Genomic DNA, 23979 nt, shown 5'->3' on the forward strand with positions numbered 1-23979 from the left:
TCATGATCGATTCCTCGCGCGACCGCGCCGCCGGGTCGCTGTTCGGGCTCGCCTACGGCGACGCGCTCGGTAAGGAGACCGAGTTCCTTCCGGTCGCCGAGATCGTCCGCCGGCACGGGCCTTCCGGCCCCCGCGAGCTGGTCGGAGACCCGGCGCTGGTCACCGACGACACCCAGATGGCACTGGCTGTGGCCTGGGCGCTGCGCGAGGCGTCCGAGCTGACGCCCGAAGCGGTGGAGCCGGTGCTGCGCCGCCGGTTCGTCGACTGGGCGGCGAGCCCGGAGAACAACCGGGCCCCGGGAATGACCTGCCTGCGGGCCTGCGGCGAGCTGGCCCGGGGGGTGCGCTGGCAGGAGGCGAGCGTGGCCGACTCGAAGGGCTGCGGGGCGAACATGCGGGTCACCCCGGTCGGGCTGCTCGACGTCGACCTGGACACCCTCGCCGGGCTCGCCCAGTTCCAGGCCGGCCTGACCCACGGTCACCCGACCGGGCTGGCCGCCAGCGAGCTGACCGCGTACGCCGTGCGGCTGCTGCGTGACGGCGCCGCGCTCGACGAACTGCCCGCCCTGCTCGCCGAGCGGGCGCGGCAGCAGCGCCTCCACTACCGCGCCGACTGGCTGGGCGACCTGTGGCAGCGCCCCGGCGCGACGGTCCCGACGGAGTTCATCGCCCGGGGCTGGGACGAGTGCCTCGCCGTGCTGGGCCGGCTGACCGACGCGCTGGCCCGGCCGGACGACGGTGGCGATCCGTGCCTGCTGACCGGGGAGGGCTGGGTGGCCGAGGAGGCGTTGGCCACCGCCCTGTACTGCGCGCTGCGGCACCCCGACGACCCGGTCGGCGCGCTGGCCAGGGGCGCCACCACCGCCGGTGACTCCGACTCCATCGCCGCGCTGGCCGGCGCGTTCGTGGGGGCGGCGGTCGGCATGTCCGCCTGGCCGGCCGGCTGGGCCACCCGGATCGAGTACGCCGACCAGCTCACCGCCCTAACCACCCCCCAACCCCCCCCCCCCCCCCCCCCCCCCCACCCCCCCCACCCCCACCCCCACATGCGCGCACCCCGCTTCCAGCGGTGATCAAGAGGTTTGCGTCACGAGAGCGGCCGGTCGTGACGCAAACCTCTTGATCACCGGCTGCAGCTGGGTGACGCCGGGTCGGACGGGCGGGTGGGCGGCGGGTTGTCGTACGCGCCGGTTACCGTGCCCGGGTAGCGTGATCAGGGAGGTCAACCGGTGTCCGAAGGTGGCGGCGTGTCCGACGAGCAGATCGGCCAACAGGTCAGCCCGGCGCAGGAGGCTGCGGCGGGCGGCGAGCCGACCCCGGAGGCGCGGGAGCGGCACACCACGCTGAGCCGTGAGCTGACCGAGCATCAGTACCGCTACTACGTGCTCGACTCGCCCACCATCTCCGACGCCGAGTTCGACCGCCAGCTGCGCGAGCTGGAGGCGTTGGAGGCGCAGTTCCCGGCGCTCCGTACGCCGGATTCGCCCACCCAGCGGGTCGGCGGCACGTTCTCCACCGACTTCGCCCCCGTGCAGCACGCGGAGCGGATGCTCTCACTCGACAACGCCTTCGCCGACGAGGAGCTGGCCGCCTGGGCCGAGCGGGTCGAGCGCGACGCCGGTGGGCCGGTGCCCTACCTCTGCGAGTTGAAGGTCGACGGGCTCGCGATCAACCTCACCTACGAGCGCGGCCGGCTGGTCCGCGCGGCGACCCGCGGCGACAGCCGCACCGGTGAGGACGTGACCGCCAACGTGCGCAGCATCCGCGACGTACCGGGTCAGCTCACCCCGTCCCCCGAGTTCCCCGACGTGCCCGAGTTCCTCGAGGTCCGGGGCGAGATCTACTTCCCGGTGGCGGCCTTCGCCGACCTCAACGCGGGCCTGGTGGAGCAGGGCAAGGCGCCGTTCGCCAACCCGCGCAACGCCGCCGCCGGCAGCCTCCGCCAGAAGGACCCGCGGGTCACCGCGTCCCGGCCACTGCGCCTGGTGGTGCATGGCATCGGCGCCCGGCGGGGATTCCAGCCGGTGGCCCAGTCCGAGTCGTACGCGGCGCTGAAGGCGTGGGGTCTGCCGACCAGCGACCGCTGGCGGGTCGTACCCGACCTGGCCGGCGTCGCCGAATACATCGCCTACTACGGCAAGCACCGGCACGACGTCGAGCACGAGATCGACGGTGTGGTCGTGAAGGTCGATCCGGTTGCCATCCAGGGCCGGCTCGGCTCGACCAGCCGCGCGCCCCGCTGGGCGATCGCGTTCAAGTACCCGCCGGAGGAGGTGACCACCAAGCTGCTCGACATCGACGTCAACGTCGGGCGCACCGGTCGGGTCACCCCGTTCGCGGTGCTCGAGCCGGTCCGGGTGGCCGGCTCCACGGTCGCGTTCGCCACCATGCACAACGCCCGCGAGGTGGAACGCAAGGGCGTGCTGATCGGGGACACGGTCGTGCTGCGCAAGGCCGGCGACGTGATCCCGGAGGTGCTCGGGCCGGTGGTCGACCTGCGACCCGTCGACGCCCGCCCCTTCGTGATGCCCACCTCCTGCCCGGCCTGTGGTACTCCGCTCGCACCGGCGAAGGAGGGCGACGTCGACATCCGCTGCCCCAACGCGCGGACCTGTCCGGGGCAGATCCGCGAACGGATCTACCACCTGGCGGGCCGCAAGGTGCTCGACATCGAGGTGCTCGGCGAGAAGGGCGCGGCGGCGCTGCTGGACGCGCAGATCATCACGAACGAGGGTGACCTCTTCTCCCTCGACGCCGAGCAGCTCACCGGGTCGCCGTTCTTCGTCAACAAGGACGGCAGCCTCGGCAGCAACGCGGTCAAGCTGCTCGACAACCTGGCCGTCGCCAAGGAGCGAGAGCTCTGGCGGGTGCTCGTCGCGCTCTCCATCCGGCACGTCGGCCCGACGGCCGCCCGGGCGCTGGCGCAGCACTTCCGGTCCGTCGAGGCGATCGACAAGGCCAGCGAGGAGGAGCTCTCCTCGGTCGACGGGGTCGGCCCGACCATCGCCGCCAGCATCCGTGAGTGGTTCGCCGTGGACTGGCATCGCGAGGTGGTCCGCGAGTGGGCCGAGGCCGGCGTGCGGATGGCCGAGGAGGCGCTCGACGAGGGCCCGCGCCCGCTGGAGGGTGTCACCGTCGTGGTCACCGGCACGCTCGCCGGGTTCTCCCGCGACCAGGCCGCGGAGGCGGTGCAGAGCCGGGGTGGCAAGGTCAGCGGCTCGGTCTCGAAGAAGACTGCCTTCGTGGTGGTGGGTGAGAACCCGGGGTCCAAGGCGGACAAGGCGGCCGGCCTGAAGGTGCCGGTCCTCGACGAGGACGGCTTCCGGGTGCTGCTCGACAAGGGGCCGGACGCCGCTCGCGAGGTGGCCCGCGTCGAGGGCTGAGTCCCACCACCTCTGCCCGTCATGCCTGGTCAGCGCCACGTGGACGAACGACGCGGCGGCCCGGGTCGGCTGGGGCGTATACCAAGTTAATTACGACTACGACCGATTCGTGACTGTCATACCGGGAAAGCCGGCACCGAGGGCGTTTCATTGGTGCACGGCGTGTGAACGGGCACGCCGACCGTTGTCCGGGAGGTGTGATGGAGGTCGCGGACCCGCGCAACGTCGTCCCGCCCGGACGCGTTGCGCCGTTCACCGCCTTCATCGGCGCCGTCCTGGCCCTGGCGTTGCTGCTCGCGGCCGGTCCACTGGCGGCGTTGCCGGAGCAACTGCCTCAGCTGCCGGTGGCGTTCTGGACGATGGCGGCGCTCGCGGTGGTCTGCGACGCCCGCCCGTTCGTACCGCCGGGCCGGCGGCATACGTCGGCAGTCTTCCCGTCCACCTGCTTCACCTTCGCCATACTGCTCGGCTGGGGGCTGGGTCCGGCGGTGGTGGTACAGGCGGTGGCCGTCATCGTCTCCGGCTGGCGGCTGCGGCACGCCATGTGGCGCACGGCGTTCAACGTCGGGCAGTACGCCTGCGCCCTCGCCGCCGCGTACGCGGTCACCCGTCTCGGGCCCGGCACCGTCTTCTCCGGCGGTGTGCTGCACACCTCCGACGTCGTGGCGGTCGGTGGCGCGACCCTGGTCTGGTTCCTTGTCAACTACGTGCTGGTCAGCATGGCCGTACGGCTCCGATTCGGTGGCCGATGGTGGTCCAGCTTCCGGCAGGGCCTCGGCTTCGAACTGCTTTCCACCGGTTCGCTGCTGCTGCTCGCCCCGGTGCTGGTCGCCGCGGCCCGCACCAGCGCCGCACTGATCCCGCTGGTGCTGGTGCCACTCTTCGCCGTCTACCGGATGGCCCGGCTCACCGTCGAGCAGCAACAGCTCGCCTCCCTGGACCCGTTGACCGGCCTGCCGAACCGCAAGGCGCTGCTGGCCGAGGTCGCCGAGCAGGTCCACCTGCACGGGGAGCGGTCCGGCCGCGGCGAACCGGACGGGCACCTGGCGCTGCTGCTGATCGACCTGGACCGGTTCAAGAACGTCAACGACGCCCTCGGCCACGCGGTGGGGGACCGGCTGCTGGTCGAGGTCAGCCAGCGACTGACCACACTGGTCGGTGGGCGGGACATGGTGGCCCGGCTGGGCGGCGACGAGTTCGCCATCGTGATGACCGGTCTCAGCGACGCCGCCGAGGCGCGTGAACTCGCCGACCTGGTGGTCCGGACGCTCGCCGAGCCGGTGCCGCTGGACGGGCTGCCGCTGGACGTGGGCGGGTCGATCGGCATCGCCGTCTTCCCGGAGCACGGGGAGGACTTCGCCACCCTGATGCGCCACGCCGACGTGGCGATGTACGACGCGAAGCACCGCAACGACACCATCGCCGTCTACACCGCCGAGTCCGACCACAACTCGGCCGAGCGGCTCGGACTCCTGGCCGATCTGCGACGGGTGCTGGAGGCCGGCCCGGCCGTGGACGAGCGGGCCGACGCCGACCAGCCGGCCGACGTACGACCCGGTGGCACGTCCGAAGCGGGGGAGGGCCGGCTCGTCACCGGCGCGACACGGGGCGGGGACGGTGCCGCCCTCGCCACCGCCGTTGATCGGGCCGGCGGGGTGCCGGGTGGAGGCTCGGGCGGCGACGGTGCGGCGCTGAACGGCGGAGCGACGGGCCCTCGGGCGCGACGCTGGTGGTCGCGGCAGCGGGAGCGCCGTCCCGAGGTGGTGCCCGAGGACGAGCTGATCAGCCGGATCGTGTCCGGCGCCGACCCGATCCGCCGCCGCACCGGCCGTCCCGGCACGCGAGTGGTCGACCGGGGCGCGGTCGTCGACCGCAGGGCGGCGAACGGCCGCGGACCGACCGCCGATCCGGGCCACCACGGGCTCGGCGTGACCGCCGACGAGGACGCCGCGGCCGCTCTGGCCGCCGGTGAGCATCGCGGCGAGGGCTCGGACGCCGACCCGGCCGTCGACGCCGGCGAGATCACGATGTACTACCAGCCGCAGGTCGCCATCGCCACCGGCGAGGTGGTGGGGGTCGAGGCGCTGCTGCGCTGGCGACACCCGCGGCGCGGAATGGTCGACCCGGAGGAGCTCATCCGGGTCGCCGAGCAGAGCACCGTGATGCGCCTGCTCACCCGCCGGGTGGTCGACGACGTCGTGGAGCAGCTCGCGAAGTGGTCGGCCGCGGGGGTCGGCCTGCGGGCCGCGCTCAACGTGAGCGTGCGTGACCTGCACACCGGCGAGATCGCCGATCAGATCGCCGACCGGCTGGCCCGGTACGGCGTACCGCCCGAGCGGCTGCAACTGGAGATCACCGAGGGCGCCCTGATGGCCGATCCGCGACGGGTGCTGGCCACCATCTCCCGGCTGCACCGCATCGGGGTGGCCATCGCGCTCGACGACTTCGGCACCGGCTACTCGTCCCTGCAACACCTGCGCCGGTTGCCGCTGTCCGAGGTCAAGGTCGACCGCAGCTTCGTCCTCGGCATGGCCGACGACCCCGACGACGCGGCGATCGTACGGTCGATGATCGAGCTTGCGGGGGCCCTCGGTCTGCGGGTGGTCGCCGAGGGGGTCGAGGACGAGCGGACCTGGCGGATGCTGCACGCCGCCGGCTGTGACGCCGCCCAGGGCTGGTTCTACGCCCGGCCGATGCCCGCCCAGGAGTTGGTCACCTGGCTGGCCCGGTACCGTCCGGTGCGCCCCGCCGGAGGCCCGGACCCCGACCTGCGCCGCCGGCACGCCCGCTGAACCGGCCCGGACGGGGCGACGCGGCGGTGTGGAGGGGGAGTGGGGGGACGCCACGCCGACACGGAACAATAGACTCGCTCCGGTCACCGCGCGTCACTCCGTACAGCTCGCGCGGTCGGCAGACCGGCCGGACACAGGACCGTTACGAAGGGGGCACGATGGCCGCCATCTCCCGCGAGGAGGTCGCGCACCTGGCGCGCCTGTCGCGGCTCGCCGTCACCGAGGAGGAGCTGGACACGTTCGCCGGCCAGCTCGACGTGATCCTCCAGGCGGTCGCCCAGGTCGGCAAGGTCGCCGCCGCGGACATCCCGCCGACCTCGCACTCGGTGCCGCTGACGAACGTCCTGCGTGAGGACGTCGAGACGCCGTGCCTGACCCCCGAGGAGGCGTTGTCGGGCGCGCCGGACGTCGATCAGCAGCGGTTCCGGGTTCCGCGGATCCTCAACGAGGACCTGGCGTCATGAGCGAACGTAACGAGCGAATCGGCATCATCAGCGCGCGGCGGGGCGCCGGCGAGCGAAGCGAGGCGGCGGCATGAGCGACCTGACCACGAAGACCGCGGCGGAGATCGCCGCGCTGGTGGCCGGCGGGGAGACCTCCGCCGTCGAGGTCACCCAGGCTCACCTCGACCGGATCGCGGCGGTCGACGACCAGGTGCACGCGTTCCTGCACGTCGACACCGAGGGTGCCCTCGCCGCGGCCCGCGCGGTCGACGAGCGCCGTGCGGCCGGTGAGCCGCTCGGCCCGCTGGCCGGCGTGCCGGTCGCCGTGAAGGACGTGCTCGCCACCAAGGGTGTGCCGACCACCGTCGGTTCCAAGATCCTCGAGGGCTGGCGCCCGCCGTACGACGCGACGATCGTCGAGCGGCTGCGCGCGGCCGGCACGGTGATGCTCGGCAAGACGAACATGGACGAGTTCGCGATGGGCTCCTCCACCGAGTACTCGGCGTACGGCCCGACCCGCAACCCGTGGGACCTGAACCGGATCCCGGGCGGCTCGGGGGGCGGCAGTTCCGCGGCGCTGGCCGCGTACGAGGCGCCGCTGGCGATCGGCTCGGACACCGGTGGCTCGATCCGCCAGCCGGGCGCGGTCACCGGCACCGTCGGGGCGAAGCCGACCTACGGCGGCACCTCCCGCTACGGGCTCGTCGCCTTCTCCTCGTCGCTGGACACGCCCGGCCCGTGCGCGCGCACGGTGCTGGACGCAGCCCTGCTGCACGAGGCCATCGGCGGGCACGACCCGCGTGACTCGACGTCGATCCCGCAGCCCGTGCCGGATGTGGTGGCCGCGGCGAAGCTCGGTGCGACAGGTGACCTGACCGGCGTGAAGCTCGGCATCGTGACCGAGTTCGCCGGCGAGGGCGCCGAGCCGGGCGTGCTGGCGGTGTTCCGGGAGGCGGTCGACGCGCTGACCAAGCTGGGCGCCGAGATCGTCGAGGTCTCCTGCCCGCACTTCACCTACGCGCTGCCGGCGTACTACCTGATCGCGCCGAGCGAGTGCTCCTCCAACCTGGCCCGGTTCGACGGCGTCCGGTTCGGCCTGCGGGTCGGCGACGACGGCAGCCGGTCGCTGGAGGAGGTCATGTCCCTGACCCGGGAGGCCGGCTTCGGCCCGGAGGTCAAGCGCCGGATCATGCTCGGCACGTACGCGCTCTCGTCGGGCTACTACGACGCCTACTACGGGCAGGCGCAGAAGGTCCGTACGCTCATCACCCGGGACTTCACCGCGGCGTTCGAGCAGGTGGACGCGCTGATCTCGCCGACCACCCCGTTCGTGGCGTTCCCGATCGGCGCGCGTACCTCCGACCCCTACCAGATGTACCTGGCCGACCTGTTCACGATCCCGACCAACCTGTACGGGGGACCCGGCATCTCGGTGCCGTGCGGGCTCTCCGACGGCCTGCCGGTCGGTCTCCAGGTCATGGCCCCGACGATGGCCGACGACCGCATGTACCGGGTCGCCGCCGCGCTGGAGAGCGCCGTCGGCACGTTCACCCCACCGGCACTGTGAGGCAGGAGCTCCGATGACCACGACACTGCCCTCGTACGACGACGTCGTCGCCCGCTACGAACCGGTGATCGGCCTGGAGACCCACGTCGAGCTCGGCACCCGGACGAAGATGTTCTGCGGCTGCCCGACCGACTTCGGTGGCGAGCCGAACACCCGGGTCTGCCCGGTCTGCCTGGGCCTGCCCGGCTCGCTGCCGGTGGTCAACAAGGCGGCCGTCGAGGCGACGATCCGGATCGGCCTCGCGCTGAACTGTTCGATCGCGGACTGGTGCCGGTTCGCCCGGAAGAACTACTTCTACCCGGACATGCCGAAGAACTTCCAGATCAGCCAGTACGACGAGCCGCTCTGCGTCGACGGCTACCTGGACGTCGAGGTGAACGGCGAGACGGTGCGGATCGGCATCGAGCGGGTGCACATGGAGGAGGACACCGGCAAGACGCTGCACGTCGGTGGCGCCACCGGCCGGATCCACGGTGCGACGGAGTCGCTGGTGGACTACAACCGGGCCGGTATCCCCCTCGTGGAGATCGTCACGAAGCCGATCCCCGGCACCGGTGAGCTCGCCCCCGAGGTCGCCCGGGCGTACGTCACCGAGCTGCGGGACGTGATCCGCTCGCTGGGCGTCTCCGACGTCCGGATGGAGGAGGGTTCGCTGCGCTGCGACGTGAACACGTCGCTGAACCTGCCCGGTCAGGAGTGGGGCACCCGCACCGAGACGAAGAACGTCAACTCGCTGCGCTCGGTGGAGCGGGCGGTCCGCTCCGAGATGCTGCGGCAGGCGTCGGTGCTCGACGCGGGTGGCCGGATAACCCAGGAGACCCGGCACTTCCAGGAGGACACCGGGGACACCCGGCCCGGCCGGTCCAAGGAGACCGCCACCGACTACCGGTACTTCCCGGAGCCGGACCTCGTGCCGATCGCGCCCGATCCGGCGTGGGTGGCCGAGCTGAAGGCGGCCCTGCCGGAGCTGCCCCGGGTGCACCGCCGGCGGCTCCAGGAGCAGTGGGGTCTGTCCGACCTGGACATGCAGTCGGTGCTCAACGCCGGCGCGGTCGAGCTGATCGAGCAGACCGTGGCCGCCGGCGCCACGCCGGCCGCGGCCCGCAAGTGGTGGCTCGGCGAGCTGTCCCGGCGGGCCAACGAGACCGGCGTCGAGCTGGTCGACGTCGGGGCCACCCCGGAGCAGGTGGCCGAGCTGCAGGGCCTGGTCGACGCCGGGAAGCTCAACGACAAGCTGGCCCGCACGGTGCTCGAGGGCGTGGTGGCCGGCGAGGGTTCGCCGACCGAGGTCATGACCAGTCGCAACCTGGAGGTGGTCTCGGACACCGGCGCGCTCACCGCGGCCGTGGACGAGGCGATCGCCGCCAACCCGGACATCGCCGACAAGATCCGCAGCGGCAAGGTCGCGGCGGCCGGCGCGCTGGTCGGCGCGGTCATGAAGACCACCCGCGGCCAGGCCGACGCGAAGACCGTCCGGGAGCTGATCCTGGCCCGCCTCGGCGCCTGATCTCACGAAGGGCCCCTTGTCGCCGCCGCCCGGTGCGCGGCAAGGGGCCCTTCCTGACATTCCGGCCGGCCCGCGCCGGCTACTCCTCAGCGGCGGCGCATCGTCGCGGCCGCGGCCGGAACGATCCACACCCCTTTTCGTATGGGCGTCATCGGCGACGCCCGGATAGAGCCACCGTGAACCAGCACGACCTGGACGTACTCGACGAGATTCAGCGCCGGGTGCTCTGGCTCGCCACCCGGATCGTGGACGCCGCCAACCACGACCGCGACGCCGGCGACGGCGTGAAGGTCGGCGGGCACCAGGCGTCGAGCGCCTCGTTGGTCAGCGCGATGACGGCGCTCTGGTTCGCCCACCTGGACGCCGCGGACCGGGTGTCGGTCAAGCCGCACGCCTCGCCGGTCTACCACGCGATCCAGTACCTGCTGGGCAACCTCGACCGCTCCTACCTGCCCCGGCTGCGGGCGCGGGGCGGCCTCCAGTCCTACCCGTCCCGCACCAAGGACCCGGACGGGGTCGACTTTTGCACCGGCTCGGTCGGGCTCGGCGCGGCGGCGCCGCTCTTCGCCGCGGCCACCCGCCGCTACGTGGAGGCGCACTTCGGTCCCAGGCCCCGGTCCCGGTTCATCTCGTTGATCGGCGACGCCGAACTGGACGAGGGGAACATCTGGGAGGCCGTCGCCGACCCGGCCACCACCGGTCTCGGCAACGTCATGTGGCTGGTCGACTTCAACCGCCAGTCGCTCGACCGGGTGGTGCCCGGTGTGCGGATCAACCAGTGGCGGGGCCAGTTCGAGGCGGCCGGTTGGCACGTGGTGGAGGTCAAGTACGGTCGCCGGCTCGCCGCGGCGTACGCCCGCCCGGGCGGGGAGGTGTTGCGGACCTGGATCGACGCCATGCCCAACGAGCAGTACCAGTCGTTGTTCGGGCTCGCCGGGCCGGAGCTGCGCAAGCGGTTCCTCGACGGCGCGCCGGAGGCGGTCGCCACGTTCATCGCCGACGTGCCGGACGACGAGTTGGGTCCGCTCGTCACCGACCTCGGCGGGCACGACCTCGCGGCGCTGCTCGACGCGTACGCCCAGTGCGACGCCGTCACGGACCGGCCGAGCGTCGTGTTCGCGTACACGGTGAAGGGGTGGGGGCTGCCGATCGCCGGCAATCCGCGCAACCATTCGGCGCTGCTCAGCACCGAACAGGTCGACGCGCTGCGCGCCGCGCACGGCCTGACCCGGGAGGCGGAGTGGGACCGGCTCGACCCGGCGTCCCCGGCCGGCATCCGGGCCGGCGAGCGCCGGGAGGCGCTGTCCCGCCCGCCGCGCGAGCGGGCGCTGGGGGTCACCGTCCCGGAGGCCACGAAGGTACGCGCCAACAAGCCGATCTCCACGCAGGAGGTCTTCGGCCGGGTACTCGTGGATCTGGCTCGCGACCCGGAGCTGGGCCGGTACCTGGTGACCACCGCCCCGGACGTGGCCACGTCCACCAACCTCGCCGGGTTCATCAACAAGACGGGCGTGTTCGCACCGAGCGCGCAGCGTGACTGGACCGAGGACCGGATGCTGCGCTGGACCGAGAGCCCCGCCGGTCAGCACATCGAGCTGGGCATCTCGGAGATGAACCTGTTCCTGCTGCTGGGTCAGCTCGGCCTGTCCTGGGACCTGTCCGGCCAGCCGCTGCTGCCGGTCGGCACGGTGTACGACCCGTTCGTGCTGCGCGGCCTGGACGCGTTCCTGTACGGGACGTACTCGGGTTCCCGCTTCGTGGTCGCCGGCACCCCGTCCGGAATCACCCTCGCTCCCGAAGGTGGCGCGCACCAGTCGACCATCACCGCCTCGGTCGGGCTGGAGCTGCCCGGCGTGACGTTCATCGAGCCGGCGTACGCGGTCACCCTGGACTGGTTGCTCTGCGACGCCCTGGGCCAGATCGCGGGAGGCGCGGCGCCGTCGGCGACGGCGGCGCCGACCGAGGACGGGGCCTACTACTTCCGGCTGAGCACCCGGCCGGTCGACCAGGCGCCGTTCGAGGCGGCGCGCGCCCGGCTCGGGGACGCGGTACTGCGCCGGCAGGTGGTCGCCGGAGCGTACCGGCTGGTCGACGCCCACCAGGCGTACCCGCACCTCGCGGACGCGCCGGTGGTGCAGCTGGCGGCCTCCGGGGCGGTGCTGCCCGAGGTGCTGACCGCGGCCGCGGAGCTGGCGGACGAGGGCATCGCCGCGCACGTCGTCGACATCACCTCGCTGGACCGGATCTACCGGGCCTGGCAGCGCACGCTGCGCCAGGGGGTGCGTACGGCGACCGTGCCGAGCGTGCCCGGCGCGCTCCGCTCGGCGTTCGACGACCGGGCGCCGGTGGTCACCGTGCACGACGCGGCCTCGCACGCGATGGCGTGGCTCGGGTCCGCCCTCGGGGTGCCCACGGTGCCGCTCGGGGTGGACGAGTTCGGCCAGTCCGGCAGCGTCGCCGAGCTGTACGAGCTGCACGACCTGCTTCCCGGCAGCATCGTCAACGCCGCGCTGGCCGCGCTCTCGCTCCGCCGCTGACCGCGGGAGCGGCGGGTCGAGGCGGCGGGCAGGGCGGGCGCGGGTCGGTGCTGGGCGGTCACCATCGGTGACGACTCGGCCCGAACGTGACGATGCGACTGAGAGTCACGGGCCCGCCGGGGCCAGCCACACCGGCTCGCCTCCTTTGCTCTGCACCCCGATACGCGCCACCTACCTCCACCAGTGCAGACGGGTTGCGGCCCCGATCGGCTGGGGCGGCAGGCCCATTACTCACGGTGACTGGCGCTTATTGGGGTGCAGAGCAAAGGGCGCGAGGCGCGGGGTGGTGCGGCCGGACGATGATTACTTTCCGTGTCGGCGGGGCCGTGTCCGGGCACCGGACCAGACGCGGGCGAAGCGGGGCGACGCACGGCGACGTGGGGCGACGTGGGGCGAGGCGCGGCGACGTGGGTCGAGGCGTGGGGTCAGCGGGTCGGGGTCGGGGTGACAGGCACCTGCTCGCCTGCCTTCGGGTCCCGAATCACGTGGCGTTCCAGGTTCACCTGGGCCTGGCCGGTGCCGCCGACGGTGATGTCGTCGTACGCCTGGAGCAGTTTGTCCTGGTCGAAGTAGAGCACGCTCATCGACAGCGGAGTGGGCTTCTCGCCCTCCAGGCCGCGCAGTCCGGCACCGCCGGTGGAGCCCTCCACCAGCAGCTGGGTCGGCATCTTCCCGGGCTGCTCGGGCAGTTTCGAGACCTGCCGGGCGTGGGTGTGCCCGGCCAGCACCAGCGGGCAGGTGCCGGACAGCGGCCCGGCGGAGGCCGGATCGTGCACCAGCGCGATGTTCACCGGGCGGGGCGACCTGCGGATCGTCGCGGCGAGTTGCTCGCCGGTCCCGATGACCCGGTTGGCCACTTCCTGGGTCATCCCGCTGCCGGCCGGGGAGGTGTTCTTGTCCGGTGTGAAGCGTGGGTCGCCGAGGCCGGCGATGGTCAGTCCCGCGACAGTGGTGGTCGAGTTGTTCAGCACTATCGCGTTCGGCTGCCGGGCGACGGCCGCGGCGGTCCGCGCCGAGTCGTGATTGCCCCGGATGTAGACGTAGGGCTTGCGCAGCACCCCGATCGAACCCACGAAGGACGCCTCCGGTTCGCTGCCCCAGTCGGTGATGTCGCCGGTGTCGATCACCACATCGATGTCGAACTGTTCCACCACCGTCCGGATCAGCTGCCACCCCGTCGGGTTGAGGTGCATGTCCGAGACGTGCAGCACCCGGGTCGTGTCGGGTGCGGGCTCGAACACCGGCAGCGCCGAGACCGTGGTGTAGAGCTGGCTGACGTTGCCGACCAGTCGCTGGAGCTGCTCGGCGTACCGGGTGTAGTCGTTGGCTATCCGTCGCGCGTCACCGACGATGGCCGGCGCGTTGACCAATAACCCCTCGTACCGCGGCTCCTCGATCGCCTGTGGGCGCAGCGTCGCCGCCGCCGCGCCCAGGCTCCCCAGCGTCACCAGCAACGCGAGCCCGCCGGCCACCGCGGTGCGGCGAACGTTCCGGAACACCAGCGCGGCCAGCAGCAGGGTGGCCAGCACGGCGGAGGCGACGGTACGCAGACCGAGCCGCATCACCCCGGTGCGGACGTCATCCACCGCGGAGATGCTGGCCCGCTGGATGCTCGCCGGGTCGTCGATCAACGCCTCGGTACGTCCCTGGTCGAGCGCGCCGAGGCGGACGGTCAGGTGGGTCGGGCCGTCGTGGCTGTCCAGCAGCAGGGCGCCCAGCGGCGGGATGTCGACAGTGGTCCCACCGGCGGTGTCCGGAGAGAGGGTGAGGGTCGCCTGGAAAGGACCGATGTCGGTGTCGACCCGGCCGCCGCCGAGTACGCCGAGCGTGACCCCGGCGAGAGTGACGAGCATTATCGCCAGGGTCACCCCGACCATGCGCGGCAGACCGCGCCGACCCGCCGGGCCGGTGCCGAGCCGCAGCGGCCAGCGACGCCAGCGGGCCGCCCGGGTCTCTGCACCGGTGGCCTGCTGCTCGTCCCGTTCCCCGTCCATGTCGGAAATCGTGGCTCTCCGGTCAGCTCCGTCCGGCCCCGCCGTCGGCGAACACCAGCCGTAGCAGCCGGTCGTCCTCCGGCGTCGGGTTGCCCCGCCCGTCGTGGTTCGAGGTGGACACCCACACCGAGCCGTCGGGAGCGGTGGCCACGGCCCGAAGCCGGCCGTACCGGTCGGTCAGCAGCTCCTGCGGCTGCCCGAGCATCGCGCCCGTGTCGGTCAGCTCGACCACCCAGAGCCGCTTGCCGCGCAGGCAGGCGGTGACCAAAAGCCGGTCCGTCGCGGCCAGCCCCGAACAGGAGGCGTCCGAGGTCGACCACTGGGTGATCGGGTCCACGTAGCGCTTGTCGTCGCCGCGCCCCTCCACCACCGGCCAGCCGTAGTTCTTCCCCTTGACGATCTGGTTGATCTCGTCCCAGGTGTTCTGGCCGAACTCCACCGCGTACATCCGCTTGGCGGCGTCCCACGCGAAGCCCTGCACGTTGCGGTGCCCCATGGACCAGACGGGCGAGTTGGGGAAGGGGTTGCCGGCCGCCGGTCTGCCGTCCCGGGTGATCCGCAGGATCTTGCCGCCGAGGCTCTTCACGTCCTGCGCGTCCGGGCGTTCCCCGGCGTCCCCGGTGCTCGCGTAGAGCTGGCCGTCCGGCCCGAACCCGAGCCCGCCGCCGTTGTGGACGGAGGCCTTCGGGATGCCGGTCAGGATCGGGGTCGGCTCACCGCCGAGTTGGAGCCGGGCGATCCGGTTGTCCCGCTCCGTCGTGTAGTAGACGAAGATCGTCCGGTCCCGTCGGTAGTCCGGCGAGACCGCGAGGCCGAGCAGCCCGCCCTCGCCGGCCGCGGCCACGTCGGGGATGGTCTGTGCGACAGTCACCCGCAGCCCGTCCGGTCCGGACTCCGGGCCGACCTTGAGGATCCGGCCACTGTCCCGCTCGGTGACCAGGGCGCCGCCGTCGGGCAGGAAGCCGATCGCCCACGGCACCCGCAGACCCTTGGCCAGCACCGTGGTCACCGCCTGCCGGCCCGCCCCGCCCGGGCTGGCGGAGGTCGAGGGAGTGGGGAAGTTCGGTGGCTCGCCCGCCGGGTCGGGTTCCGGCTCGCCGAAACTGCATCCGGTGGCCGCCAGCAGCAGAGCCGCGCAACACGCCGCGAGCGCCGCACGGGTGCGGCGGACACGGGGGTACGGGGGACGGGCGCTCACCCGGCCCAGGGTATCCCGCCGGGCCGCTGCCGGCCCGTCGTGCGGGTGCTTCGTCCGTGAGCGGTCTCCACGAAAGGGGTGGCGGCCCGTGCGAAAGCCCGGCGACCGGCCGATGTTCGGCACCGGCGGCGGACGTGGCCGCCGACGAGGCTATCGTCGGCGAGCGTGAAGGTATGGATTCCGCACGAGGCCGGGCTGGCGCTGCTCGGCGAGCTGCCCCCGCAAGTCACCGTCGAGGTCGCCGAGCGTCCGGAGGAGCTTCCGTCGGAGCCGGCCGACGTCCGGTTCTGGGTACCGCCCTTCCTCGCCGGTGGGGACGCCACCGCGTTCCTGAACGAGCTGCCCGACCTCTCGGTGGTGCAGCTGCTCTCCGCCGGCGCGGACGCCTGGGTGGGCCGGACGCCGGAGGGCGTGACCCTCTGCGACGCCCGCGGGGTGCACGACCCGTCGACGGCCGAGTGGGTGGTCACCGCGATCCTCACCCAGCTGCGATCGTTCCCCGCCTTCGTGCGGGCGCAGGCCCGACGGGAGTGGGCGTACGGCGACGTGACCCCCACCGACGAGCTGACCGGCAAGCGGGTGCTGATCGTGGGCGCCGGTTCGATCGGCACGGCGGTACGCGACCGGCTCGCCCCGTTCGGGGTCGACTTCACGCTGGTGGCCCGCACCGCCCGTCCCGAACAGGGCGTGCACGCCGTCGAGGAGCTGCCGGAGCTGCTGCCCGAGGCCGACGTGGTGGTGGTACTGGTACCGCTCACCGAGCGGACCCGCGGGCTGATCGACGCGAAGTTCCTGGCCTTGATGCGGGACGGTGCGCTGCTGGTCAACGCCGCGCGGGGACCGGTGGCCATCACCGACGAGCTGACCGCCGAACTCGCCACCGGGCGGATCGCCGCGGCGCTGGACGTCACCGACCCGGAACCGCTGCCGGCCGACCACTCGCTGTGGGAGATGCCCAACGTGCTGATCACCCCGCACGTCGCCGGCTCGGTACGCGGTCTGCTGCCCCGGGCGTACCGGCTCGTCGGGGACCAGGTGCGGCGATTCGCGACCGGTCAGCCGCTGATCAACGTGGTGGTCGACGGGTACTGAGCCGGCTGCTTCCCGGCGATGCGTCGGCGGATCAGCCGGCCGCGTCGGGCAGGGTCTGGCCGGTGGCCGAGACCAGGCGGGGCAGGTCGGTGCCGCGTACTGCGGGAAGGACGACCTGCTGACCGTCGCCGAGCCGGGCCACCGCCCGCCCACGCGGGTCGGTGGCCAGCTCGACCACATCGTCCCAGGCGATCCGGCGCTGCCCGGCCAGCGCGCGCACGCGCAGCTCGCGAGCGTCCGCGTCGGTGCCCGCCCGCCATGCCCAAACGCCGACGGCGAGCGGGACGAGCAGCACCGGCAGCAGGTACACCCGGGCGTTGGCCAGCGGCAGGGCGCCGATGACGGCGATGATCGCCGCGGCCAGGAGCGCCTGGTTGTACCGGAAGCGGACGGTGGCGGGCTTGGTCACCCTCCGATGATCCCACCTCCGGCGGGACGCTTGTCCGCCGGGCCGCGTAACACCGCGCGGAGGCCGGCAGAGTGACGTGGGTCACCGCTGCTGGCGGTGCGGGACGCGTAACCGCTGCCCGGGGCGGATCGTTCCCGAACAATGGGCAACGGACTCGAAGCCCGCTGCCAGCATCGCCGCACCGCCCCCGTGCCCCCTCACGAAGGCGACCGCCGTGCCCCTCGCCGCCCCATTCCGTGCCCCTGCCCTCCGCCGAGCGGCGCCCGCAGCCGCCGTGCTCGCGGCGGTCACGTCGCTCGTCCTGGCGGGTGCCGTGCACCTGCTTGCGGCGGCGACGGTGGTCGCGCTCGCCGGCGGGGCCGGCGCCACGCTCGCCGGGGTACGCCTCATCCGGCTCGCCATCCGGCTCCCGGCCCCGCCCGACCCGCACCTGCCGGCCACGGGTGCCCCCGAGAGCGCCTCGACGTCGAACATCGCCGCCGACGCGCACGTACGCGGCACCCGACGCCCGTCCGCCCGGCGCGCCGTCCTGCTGCTCCACGCCGCCGTGACGGCAGCCGGGCTGGCCACGGCCGCGCCGCTGCTGCTGGGACCGGAGCACCGGGTGGCTACCGCCGCCGGCTCGGTCCTGGCCGCGGCATCCGCCGTACTCGGCCTGCGCGCTCTGCCGGGGCGCTCGTTGCCGCCGGTCCGGGTCCGGCTGCGCCGGCTCGTCGACGCGGGGACCCCGGCGGTCGCCCTGGTCCTCGCCGGTTGGCTGTTGCTGCCCCGGGCCGCCGGGCCGGCACCCGCCCGGTTCGCCGTGGCGGCGCTGCTGGGGGCGCTCGGCATCATCGGGCTCACCGCGCTGACCGGGGTGCATCGCCGCCCCGGTACGGCCACCTGCCGGGGCGGTGTGACGCTCACCCTGCTCGGGCTGGTGCTGCTGGCCGTCTTCGATCCGGCGGTGGCGGCGTGGCCGCTGCTGCTGGCCGTGCCGCCGCTGCTGGTGGGGATGCTGCTCGTCGCCGCGGGCGCGGCCCGGGCGGTGGCTGCCGAGCCCGCGCCGCTGTCCTCCGCCCCGGCCTGGCTCCGGGCGGCCCCGGCCGGCGAGTCGCCGTCGCAGGCCACCGCGGCTGTGCCGGCGGCCCTCGTGGCCGCCCCGGTGCCGCCGATGCTCGACGGGCTCGCCGACGGGCCCGCCCTGCTGCGGGCCCTCACCGTGCTGGGCGGGAACCCGCCGCCCGCCGGAGCGCTGCTGGTCGTGGAGCTGCACCTGCCGGACGGCGACACGGCGCCGCGGGCGCTGCGGGCCGACGTGCTCGCCGAGGCGGTGCGGCGCGCACGCGCGGTGGTCGGCCGGCGGGACCTGCTCGCGCAGGTGGGCGAGGCCGGTTTCGCGGTCGTCACCGAGGTGGGGCCGATGCTGGCGTACGCGCTGGGCGATCGTCTGCTCGCCGCGCTCACCCGGCCGTACCAGCTCGGCGGGGCGGTGTTCCGGGTGCCGGCGAGCATCGGACTGGCCGAGGTCAGCGGCGAGTCGCCGCAGGACGTGCTACGCCAGGCCGACCTCGCCCGCCGGCGGGCGGTCCAGCTCGGCCGGGACCGGGTCGAGTGGTACGACGCGTTCCTGGAGGAGCAGCTGGTCCGCCGGCTCGATCTGGAACGGGAACTGCCGGGTGCGGTCGCCCGGGGCGAGCTCGACCTGGTCTACCAGCCGGTGCTGCGGTTGGGCGACCGCCGGCCGGTCGGCACCGAGGCGTTCCTGCGCTGGCGTAGCCCGGTGCTCGGTACGGTTCTGCCCGACGAGCTGTTCCCCGTCGCCGCGGACCTCGACATCGCCGGGGAGCTGGAGTGGTGGGTGCTGGACCGGGCGTGCCGGCAGGTCGCCGAGTGGACGGCGAGCAGCCGGCAGCCCTGGATGGCCGTCAACGTCACCACAGGGGAACTGACCACGCCGGACTTCGTGCAGCGTACGGCGGCCGTCCTCGCCGCGTACGGGGTGCCGCCCGAGCAGTTGGTGGTCGAGGTGTCCGAGCCACGCATCGGTGTCGAGCTGTCCACGGTGGTGGCCCGGCTGGCGGGTCTGCGTTCCGTCGGCGTGCGTACCGCCCTGGACGACTTCCGCGCCGAGCACGCATCGCTGGCGCAGCTGCGGCGGCTCCCCATCGACCTGTTGAAGGTCGGTGCTCCCCTGGTCGATCCCGCGCCCGACACGCAGCGCCCCCTGATCGACGTGGTGGTGAACGTCGGCGACCGGCTCGGGCTCGAGGTCGTGGCGGAGGACCTGGAGTCGGCCGCCCAGGTGCGGGGGGCGCGGCGGGCGGGCTGCCGGTACGGGCAGGGCTTCGCGCTCGCCCGGCCCGCGACGGCGGAACGGGTCGAGGCGTACTTCGAGGAGTTCCCGTCCGCGTCCCGGTGACGGGCGCAGCCGTACCCTGGACCGTCCAGAGAAGATCTTGGAAAGCGCGGTGAGATCGTGAGCCAGCAACCGCTGCACGAAGGGTGGACGCTGCGGGCCGTACCCGGGCCGCAGGTGCCGTCGGAGGTCGCCGACCGGGAGATCCCGGCGACGGTGCCCGGCTGCGTGCACACCGACCTGCTCGACGCCGGACTGATCGCCGACCCGTTCCTCGACGACAACGAGCGCACGATGACGTGGATCGGGCGTACCGACTGGGTCTACGAGACCACCTTCCGGCACGAGCCGGACGGCGAGGACCGCGTCGACCTGGTCTGCGCCGGCCTCGACACGGTCGCCACGTTGAGCGTCAACGGTGTGGAGGTCGGCCACACCGAGAACATGCACCGCGGCTACCGCTTCGACGTCCGGTCGCTGCTGCGGGCCGGGGACAACACCCTGACCGTACGGTTCGACTCCGCCTACCGGTACGCGCAGGCGCACCAGGACCGGCTCGGCGACCGGCCCAACGCCTACCCGGAGCCGTTCCACTTCATCCGGAAGATGGCCTGCAACTTCGGTTGGGACTGGGGTCCGACCCTGGTCACGGCGGGCATCTGGCAGGAGATCGGGCTGCACGCCTGGTCGACCGCGCGGCTGGCGAGCGTACGCCCGCTGGTGACCCTCGACGGCGCCGACGGCCGGGTCGAGGTGCACGTCGAGGTGGAGCGGGCCGGTGACGATCCGCTGACCGTGCGCGCCGAGGTGGCCGGCGTGGCGGCCGAGGCGATGATCCCCGCGGGGCAACAGACGGCGGTGCTCACCCTCGCCGTCAGTGAGCCGGCCCGCTGGTGGCCCCGCGGGTACGGCGAGCAGACCCGGTACCCGCTGACGGTGACCCTGCTCGGCCCGACCGTATCCACTTTGGACAGCTGGTCCCGGCGGATCGGCTTCCGCGCGGTGCGGCTGGACACCGCGCCGGACGCGCACGGCTCCGCGTTCACCCTGCACGTCAACGACGTTCCCGTCTTCGTGCGCGGGGTCAACTGGATCCCCGACGACCCGTTCCCGACCCGGATCACCCGCGATCGACTCGCCGAGCGCTTCACCCAGGCCATCGAGGCGAACGTCAACCTGCTGCGCGTGTGGGGCGGCGGCCGGTACGAGTCGGCGGACTTCTACGACCTCGCCGACGAGCTGGGGCTGCTGGTGCAGCAGGACTTCCTCTTCGCGTGCGCCGCGTACCCGGAGGAGGAGCCGTTCCGCACCGAGGTCGAGGCGGAGGCGCGGGAGCAGGTCACCCGGTTGGCCGGGCACCCGTCGCTGGTGCTCTGGACCGGCAACAACGAGAACATCTGGGGCTGGCACGACTGGGACTGGCAGGAGCCGCTCGGCGGGCGCACCTGGGGGCGCGGCTACTACCTGGAGCTGCTGCCCAGTGTGGTGGCCGAGCTGGACCCGACCCGGCCGTACTGGCCGGGTAGCCCGTGGTCCGGCCGGGAGGACCTGCACCCGAACGATCCGTCGCACGGCACCACGCACATCTGGGACGTCTGGAACACCGACGACTACACGAAGTACCGCGCCTACACGCCGCGTTTCGTGGCCGAGTTCGGCTACCAGGCGCCGCCCGCGTACGCCACGCTGCGCCGCGCGCTCTCCGACGAGCCGCTCGCTCCCGACTCACCGGGCATGGCGCACCACCAGAAGGCGGCCGGCGGCGACGCCAAGCTCCAGCGCGGCCTGGACGCGCACCTGCCGGTGCCCCGCGACTTCGACGACTGGCACTTCCTGACCCAGCTCAACCAGGCCCGCGCGATCCAGCTCGGTGTCGAGCACTTCCGGTCGCTGCGTCCGGTCTGCATGGGCACGATCGTCTGGCAGCTAAACGACTGCTGGCCGGTCACCTCCTGGTCGGCTGTCGACGGTGACGGCCGGCGCAAGCCGCTCTGGTACGCGTTGCGCCGCGCGTACGCCGACCGGCTGCTCACCGTGCAGCCTCGCGACGGTGGACTGGTCCTGGTCGCGGTCAACGACGGCGGTACTCCGTGGCGGGCCACCGCGTCGGTGGACCGGGTGGGCCTGGCCGGCGAGCCGCGGGCGAAGGCGACTGTGGAACTGGACGTCCCCGCGTACGGCACGGTGACGCTGCCGGTGCCGGCGGAGCTCGCGCGGCCGGAGGATGCCCGGCGGGAGCTGCTCGTCGCCGACGCGGGAGCGGGCGTCGAGCGGGCGTTCTGGTTCTTCGCGGAGGACCGGGAGATCGAGTGGCCGGCGGCGCGGTGGGACGCGGTGGTCGAGCCGGTCGACGGCGGGCAGCGGGTGCGGGTCACCGCCGGAACGGTGCTGCGCGACCTCACCCTCTTCCCGGACCGGGTCGACCCCGCGGCGAGCGTGGACGAGGCCCTGGTCACCCTGCTGCCCGGTGAGTCGGCGAGCTTCCTCGTCCGCGCCCCGCAGGCGCTGGACCCGGCGGCCCTGACGAGCCGGCCGGTCCTGCGCTGCGTGAACGACATCTGAGCGCCGGGGCCCCTCCGCTCAACCGAGCGGGAGGGGCCCGCCAGCACCCGTACTTGAAAGCTTTTGCAACTGCTAAAGTCTTCATGGGCTTACGGAGGAGGGTGGGATGTCGGTACCGCTGTACCAGGCCAAGGCGGAGCTGTTCCGTACGCTCGGGCACCCGGTGCGGATCCGGGTGCTGGAGCTGCTCCAGGACGGACCGAAGGCGGTACGCGACCTGCTGGCCGCGATCGACGTCGAGGCGTCCAACCTCTCTCAGCAGCTCGCGGTGCTGCGCCGGGCCGGCATGGTCAGCACCTGGCGGGACGGGCCGCTCGTCATGTACGCGCTCAGCACCCCGGACGTCGCCGACCTGCTCGCCGCCGGGCGACGCATCCTCGGCGCCGTCCTCACCGACCGGGACGCTCTCCTCGACGAGCTGCGCACCGACCGGCCCACCCGGTGAGCGGCGCGGTCCTGGCGATCCGCGATCGCCTCCTCGGTCTGTTCCCGCAGCGCGCCGACTGGGCGGCGGCCCGGCGCTCGCCCGGCCGCGATCTGCTCGCCGGACTGACCGTGGCGGTGGTGGCCCTCCCGCTCGCCCTGGCCTTCGGGGTCACCTCCGGCCTCGGCGCGGAGGCCGGGCTGGTCACCGCCGTGATCGCCGGAGCGGTGGCGGCCATCTTCGGTGGTTCCAACCTCCAGGTCTCCGGCCCCACCGGAGCGATGACCGTGGTCCTGGTGCCGGTGGTGCAGCGCTTCGGCGCGACCGGCGTGCTGATGGTCGGTGCGCTGGCCGGCCTCGTGCTGATCGTGCTGGCCGCGGCTCGGCTCGGCCGGAACGTGCGCTACCTCCCGGTGCCCGTGATCGAGGGTTTCACCGCCGGCATCGCCGTGGTGATCGCGTTGCAACAGGTGCCGGCGGCGCTCGGCGTCGCCGACGCGCACGGCGAGCGGGTGTGGGCTGTCGCCGCCGACGCGGTGGCCCGCTTCGCCGACCGACCGCACCCCGTCCCGCTCCTCGTGGCGCTCGCCGTCGCGGCCGTGATGCTGGCCGGCGCCCGGTGGCGGCCCGGCTGGCCGTTCTCCCTCGTCGCCGTCGCCGCTGCCACCGGGCTGGCTGAGCTCCTGCCGGTCGACCTGGCCCGGATCGGTGCCCTGCCCAGCGGGCTGCCCGCACCCGCACTGGACTTCTTCGACCTGGGCAGCGTCGGGATGCTGCTGCCGTCCGCGCTCGCGGTGGCGGCGCTGGCCGCGCTGGAGAGCCTGCTCAGCGCGACAGTGGCCGACGGGATGACCGTCGGTGAGCGCCACGATCCGGACCGGGAGCTCTTCGGTCAAGGCCTGGCCAATCTGGCCTCCCCCCTGTTCGGCGGGATACCGGCCACCGCCGCGATCGCTCGTACGGCCGTGAACGTACGGGCCGGCGCCCGCTCGAAACTCGCGGCCCTCACGCACGCCGTCGCGCTCGCCGTGATCGTGCTGGTCGCCTCGCCGGTGGTGGGACGGATTCCGCTCGCGGCGCTGGCCGGCGTCCTGCTCGCCACCACCGTCCGGATGGTCGAGGCCGGCTCGCTGCGGGCGCTGGCCCGAGCGACCCGTGGCGACGCCCTGGTGCTCGTGCTCACCTTCGCCGTGACCGTGGCGCTCGACCTGGTCACCGCGGTCGCCGTCGGGGTGGGCGTGGCGGTCCTCATCGCGCTGCGCGCGGTGGCTCGTACGGCCCGCGTGGAACAGGTGCCGCTCGACCGGGGCGAGCACAGCGACGAGGAGCACGCGCTGCTCGCCGATCACATCGTGGCGTACCGGCTGGACGGCCCGCTCTTCTTCGCCGCGGCGCACAACTTCCTGCTCCAGCTCTCCGACGTCGCCGACGTCCGCGTGGTCATCCTGCGGATGTCCCGGGTGTCCACCATCGACGCGACCGGCGCGCAGGTCCTCGGCGACGCCGTCCTACGACTGCAACGCCGAGGGATCACAGTGCTGCTCTCCGGTATCGCGCCCGGCCACGACCAGGTGCTCACCACTCTCGGCGTCGCCGAGCAGCTACGACGCGACGGCCTGGTCTTTCCGGACACGCCGAGCGCGATCCGGCATGCCCGGACCGTCGCGCTCGGCGTGCTCCAGCGGTCCGCGCCCGCCGTCGCTCACTGAGGCCGGAGGCGACCATCCCCTGCC

15 protein-coding genes are annotated in these 23979 nt (G+C 73.3%); 12 read left to right on the forward strand and 3 right to left on the reverse strand.

Going from position 1 to position 23979, the window contains the following annotated elements:
- Window positions 1-2 precede the first annotated feature (2 nt).
- From BXA10_RS12165 to BXA10_RS12195, 7 genes are all read left to right on the forward strand, one after another.
- Window positions 3-1073 (forward strand): ADP-ribosylglycohydrolase family protein, encoded by a 1071-nt coding sequence (locus BXA10_RS12165; protein WP_425436055.1) that lies wholly within the window; start codon window positions 3-5, stop codon window positions 1071-1073.
- Between the two features lie 174 nt (window positions 1074-1247).
- A complete protein-coding gene (gene ligA / locus BXA10_RS12170) occupies window positions 1248-3383 on the forward strand; it encodes an NAD-dependent DNA ligase LigA (protein ID WP_076470425.1) in 2136 nt (711 codons plus the stop codon).
- Window positions 3384-3583: 200 nt separating this feature from the next.
- The gene (locus tag BXA10_RS12175) at window positions 3584-6175 is read left to right on the forward strand and encodes a putative bifunctional diguanylate cyclase/phosphodiesterase (protein WP_076470426.1); all 2592 of its coding nucleotides are present in this window, start codon (window positions 3584-3586) and stop codon (window positions 6173-6175) included.
- Between the two features lie 158 nt (window positions 6176-6333).
- Window positions 6334-6639: an Asp-tRNA(Asn)/Glu-tRNA(Gln) amidotransferase subunit GatC gene (gatC, locus tag BXA10_RS12180; RefSeq protein WP_076470427.1), complete on the forward strand. Its 306-nt coding sequence runs from the start codon at window positions 6334-6336 to the stop codon at window positions 6637-6639.
- 70 nt (window positions 6640-6709) lie between these two features.
- Window positions 6710-8185: an Asp-tRNA(Asn)/Glu-tRNA(Gln) amidotransferase subunit GatA gene (gatA, locus tag BXA10_RS12185; RefSeq protein ID WP_076470428.1), complete on the forward strand. Its 1476-nt coding sequence runs from the start codon at window positions 6710-6712 to the stop codon at window positions 8183-8185.
- A 13-nt stretch (window positions 8186-8198) separates the two neighbouring features.
- Window positions 8199-9692, forward strand: a complete 1494-nt coding sequence (gene gatB / locus BXA10_RS12190) for an Asp-tRNA(Asn)/Glu-tRNA(Gln) amidotransferase subunit GatB (RefSeq protein ID WP_076470429.1) — start codon at window positions 8199-8201, stop codon at window positions 9690-9692.
- A gap of 176 nt (window positions 9693-9868) precedes the next feature.
- On the forward strand, window positions 9869-12229 hold the full coding sequence (locus BXA10_RS12195; protein WP_076470430.1) for a transketolase-like TK C-terminal-containing protein: 2361 nt from the start codon (window positions 9869-9871) through the stop codon (window positions 12227-12229).
- 425 nt (window positions 12230-12654) lie between these two features.
- On the opposite strand, the gene BXA10_RS12200 is transcribed toward BXA10_RS12195, so the two are convergent.
- A complete protein-coding gene (locus BXA10_RS12200) occupies window positions 12655-14223 on the reverse strand; it encodes a metallophosphoesterase (RefSeq protein ID WP_076470431.1) in 1569 nt (522 codons plus the stop codon).
- 22 nt (window positions 14224-14245) lie between these two features.
- On the reverse strand, window positions 14246-15421 hold the full coding sequence (locus BXA10_RS12205) for a PQQ-dependent sugar dehydrogenase (protein ID WP_076470432.1): 1176 nt from the start codon (window positions 15419-15421) through the stop codon (window positions 14246-14248).
- A gap of 165 nt (window positions 15422-15586) precedes the next feature.
- Here BXA10_RS12205 and BXA10_RS12210 point away from each other — a divergent pair, with 165 nt between their 5' ends.
- Complete coding sequence (locus tag BXA10_RS12210; protein WP_076470433.1) at window positions 15587-16513, forward strand: 2-hydroxyacid dehydrogenase; 927 nt, start codon at window positions 15587-15589, stop codon at window positions 16511-16513.
- Window positions 16514-16544: 31 nt separating this feature from the next.
- Here BXA10_RS12210 and BXA10_RS12215 read toward each other — a convergent pair whose 3' ends face one another.
- The gene (locus tag BXA10_RS12215; RefSeq protein WP_076470434.1) at window positions 16545-16922 is read right to left on the reverse strand and encodes a PH domain-containing protein; all 378 of its coding nucleotides are present in this window, start codon (window positions 16920-16922) and stop codon (window positions 16545-16547) included.
- 214 nt (window positions 16923-17136) lie between these two features.
- Between BXA10_RS12215 and BXA10_RS12220 the strand changes: the two genes are divergently transcribed.
- The 4 genes from BXA10_RS12220 to BXA10_RS12235 all read left to right on the forward strand — a co-directional run bounded on the left by BXA10_RS12220 (window position 17137) and on the right by BXA10_RS12235 (window position 23955).
- Entirely contained in the window at window positions 17137-19323 is a 2187-nt protein-coding gene (locus tag BXA10_RS12220) for a bifunctional diguanylate cyclase/phosphodiesterase (protein WP_076470435.1), read from the forward strand.
- Between the two features lie 57 nt (window positions 19324-19380).
- Complete coding sequence (locus tag BXA10_RS12225) at window positions 19381-21822, forward strand: glycoside hydrolase family 2 protein (protein WP_084752651.1); 2442 nt, start codon at window positions 19381-19383, stop codon at window positions 21820-21822.
- 106 nt (window positions 21823-21928) lie between these two features.
- Window positions 21929-22267, forward strand: coding sequence for an ArsR/SmtB family transcription factor (locus BXA10_RS12230; RefSeq protein WP_076470437.1), 339 nt, complete (start codon window positions 21929-21931; stop codon window positions 22265-22267).
- Window positions 22264-23955, forward strand: coding sequence for a SulP family inorganic anion transporter (locus BXA10_RS12235; RefSeq protein WP_076470438.1), 1692 nt, complete (start codon window positions 22264-22266; stop codon window positions 23953-23955). Before BXA10_RS12230 ends, BXA10_RS12235 begins: the two co-directional genes overlap by 4 nt.
- Window positions 23956-23979: the final 24 nt, after the last annotated feature.

Origin of the sequence: Micromonospora avicenniae (genome assembly GCF_900156065.1) — a bacterium.
GTDB lineage: Bacteria > Actinomycetota > Actinomycetes > Mycobacteriales > Micromonosporaceae > Micromonospora > Micromonospora avicenniae.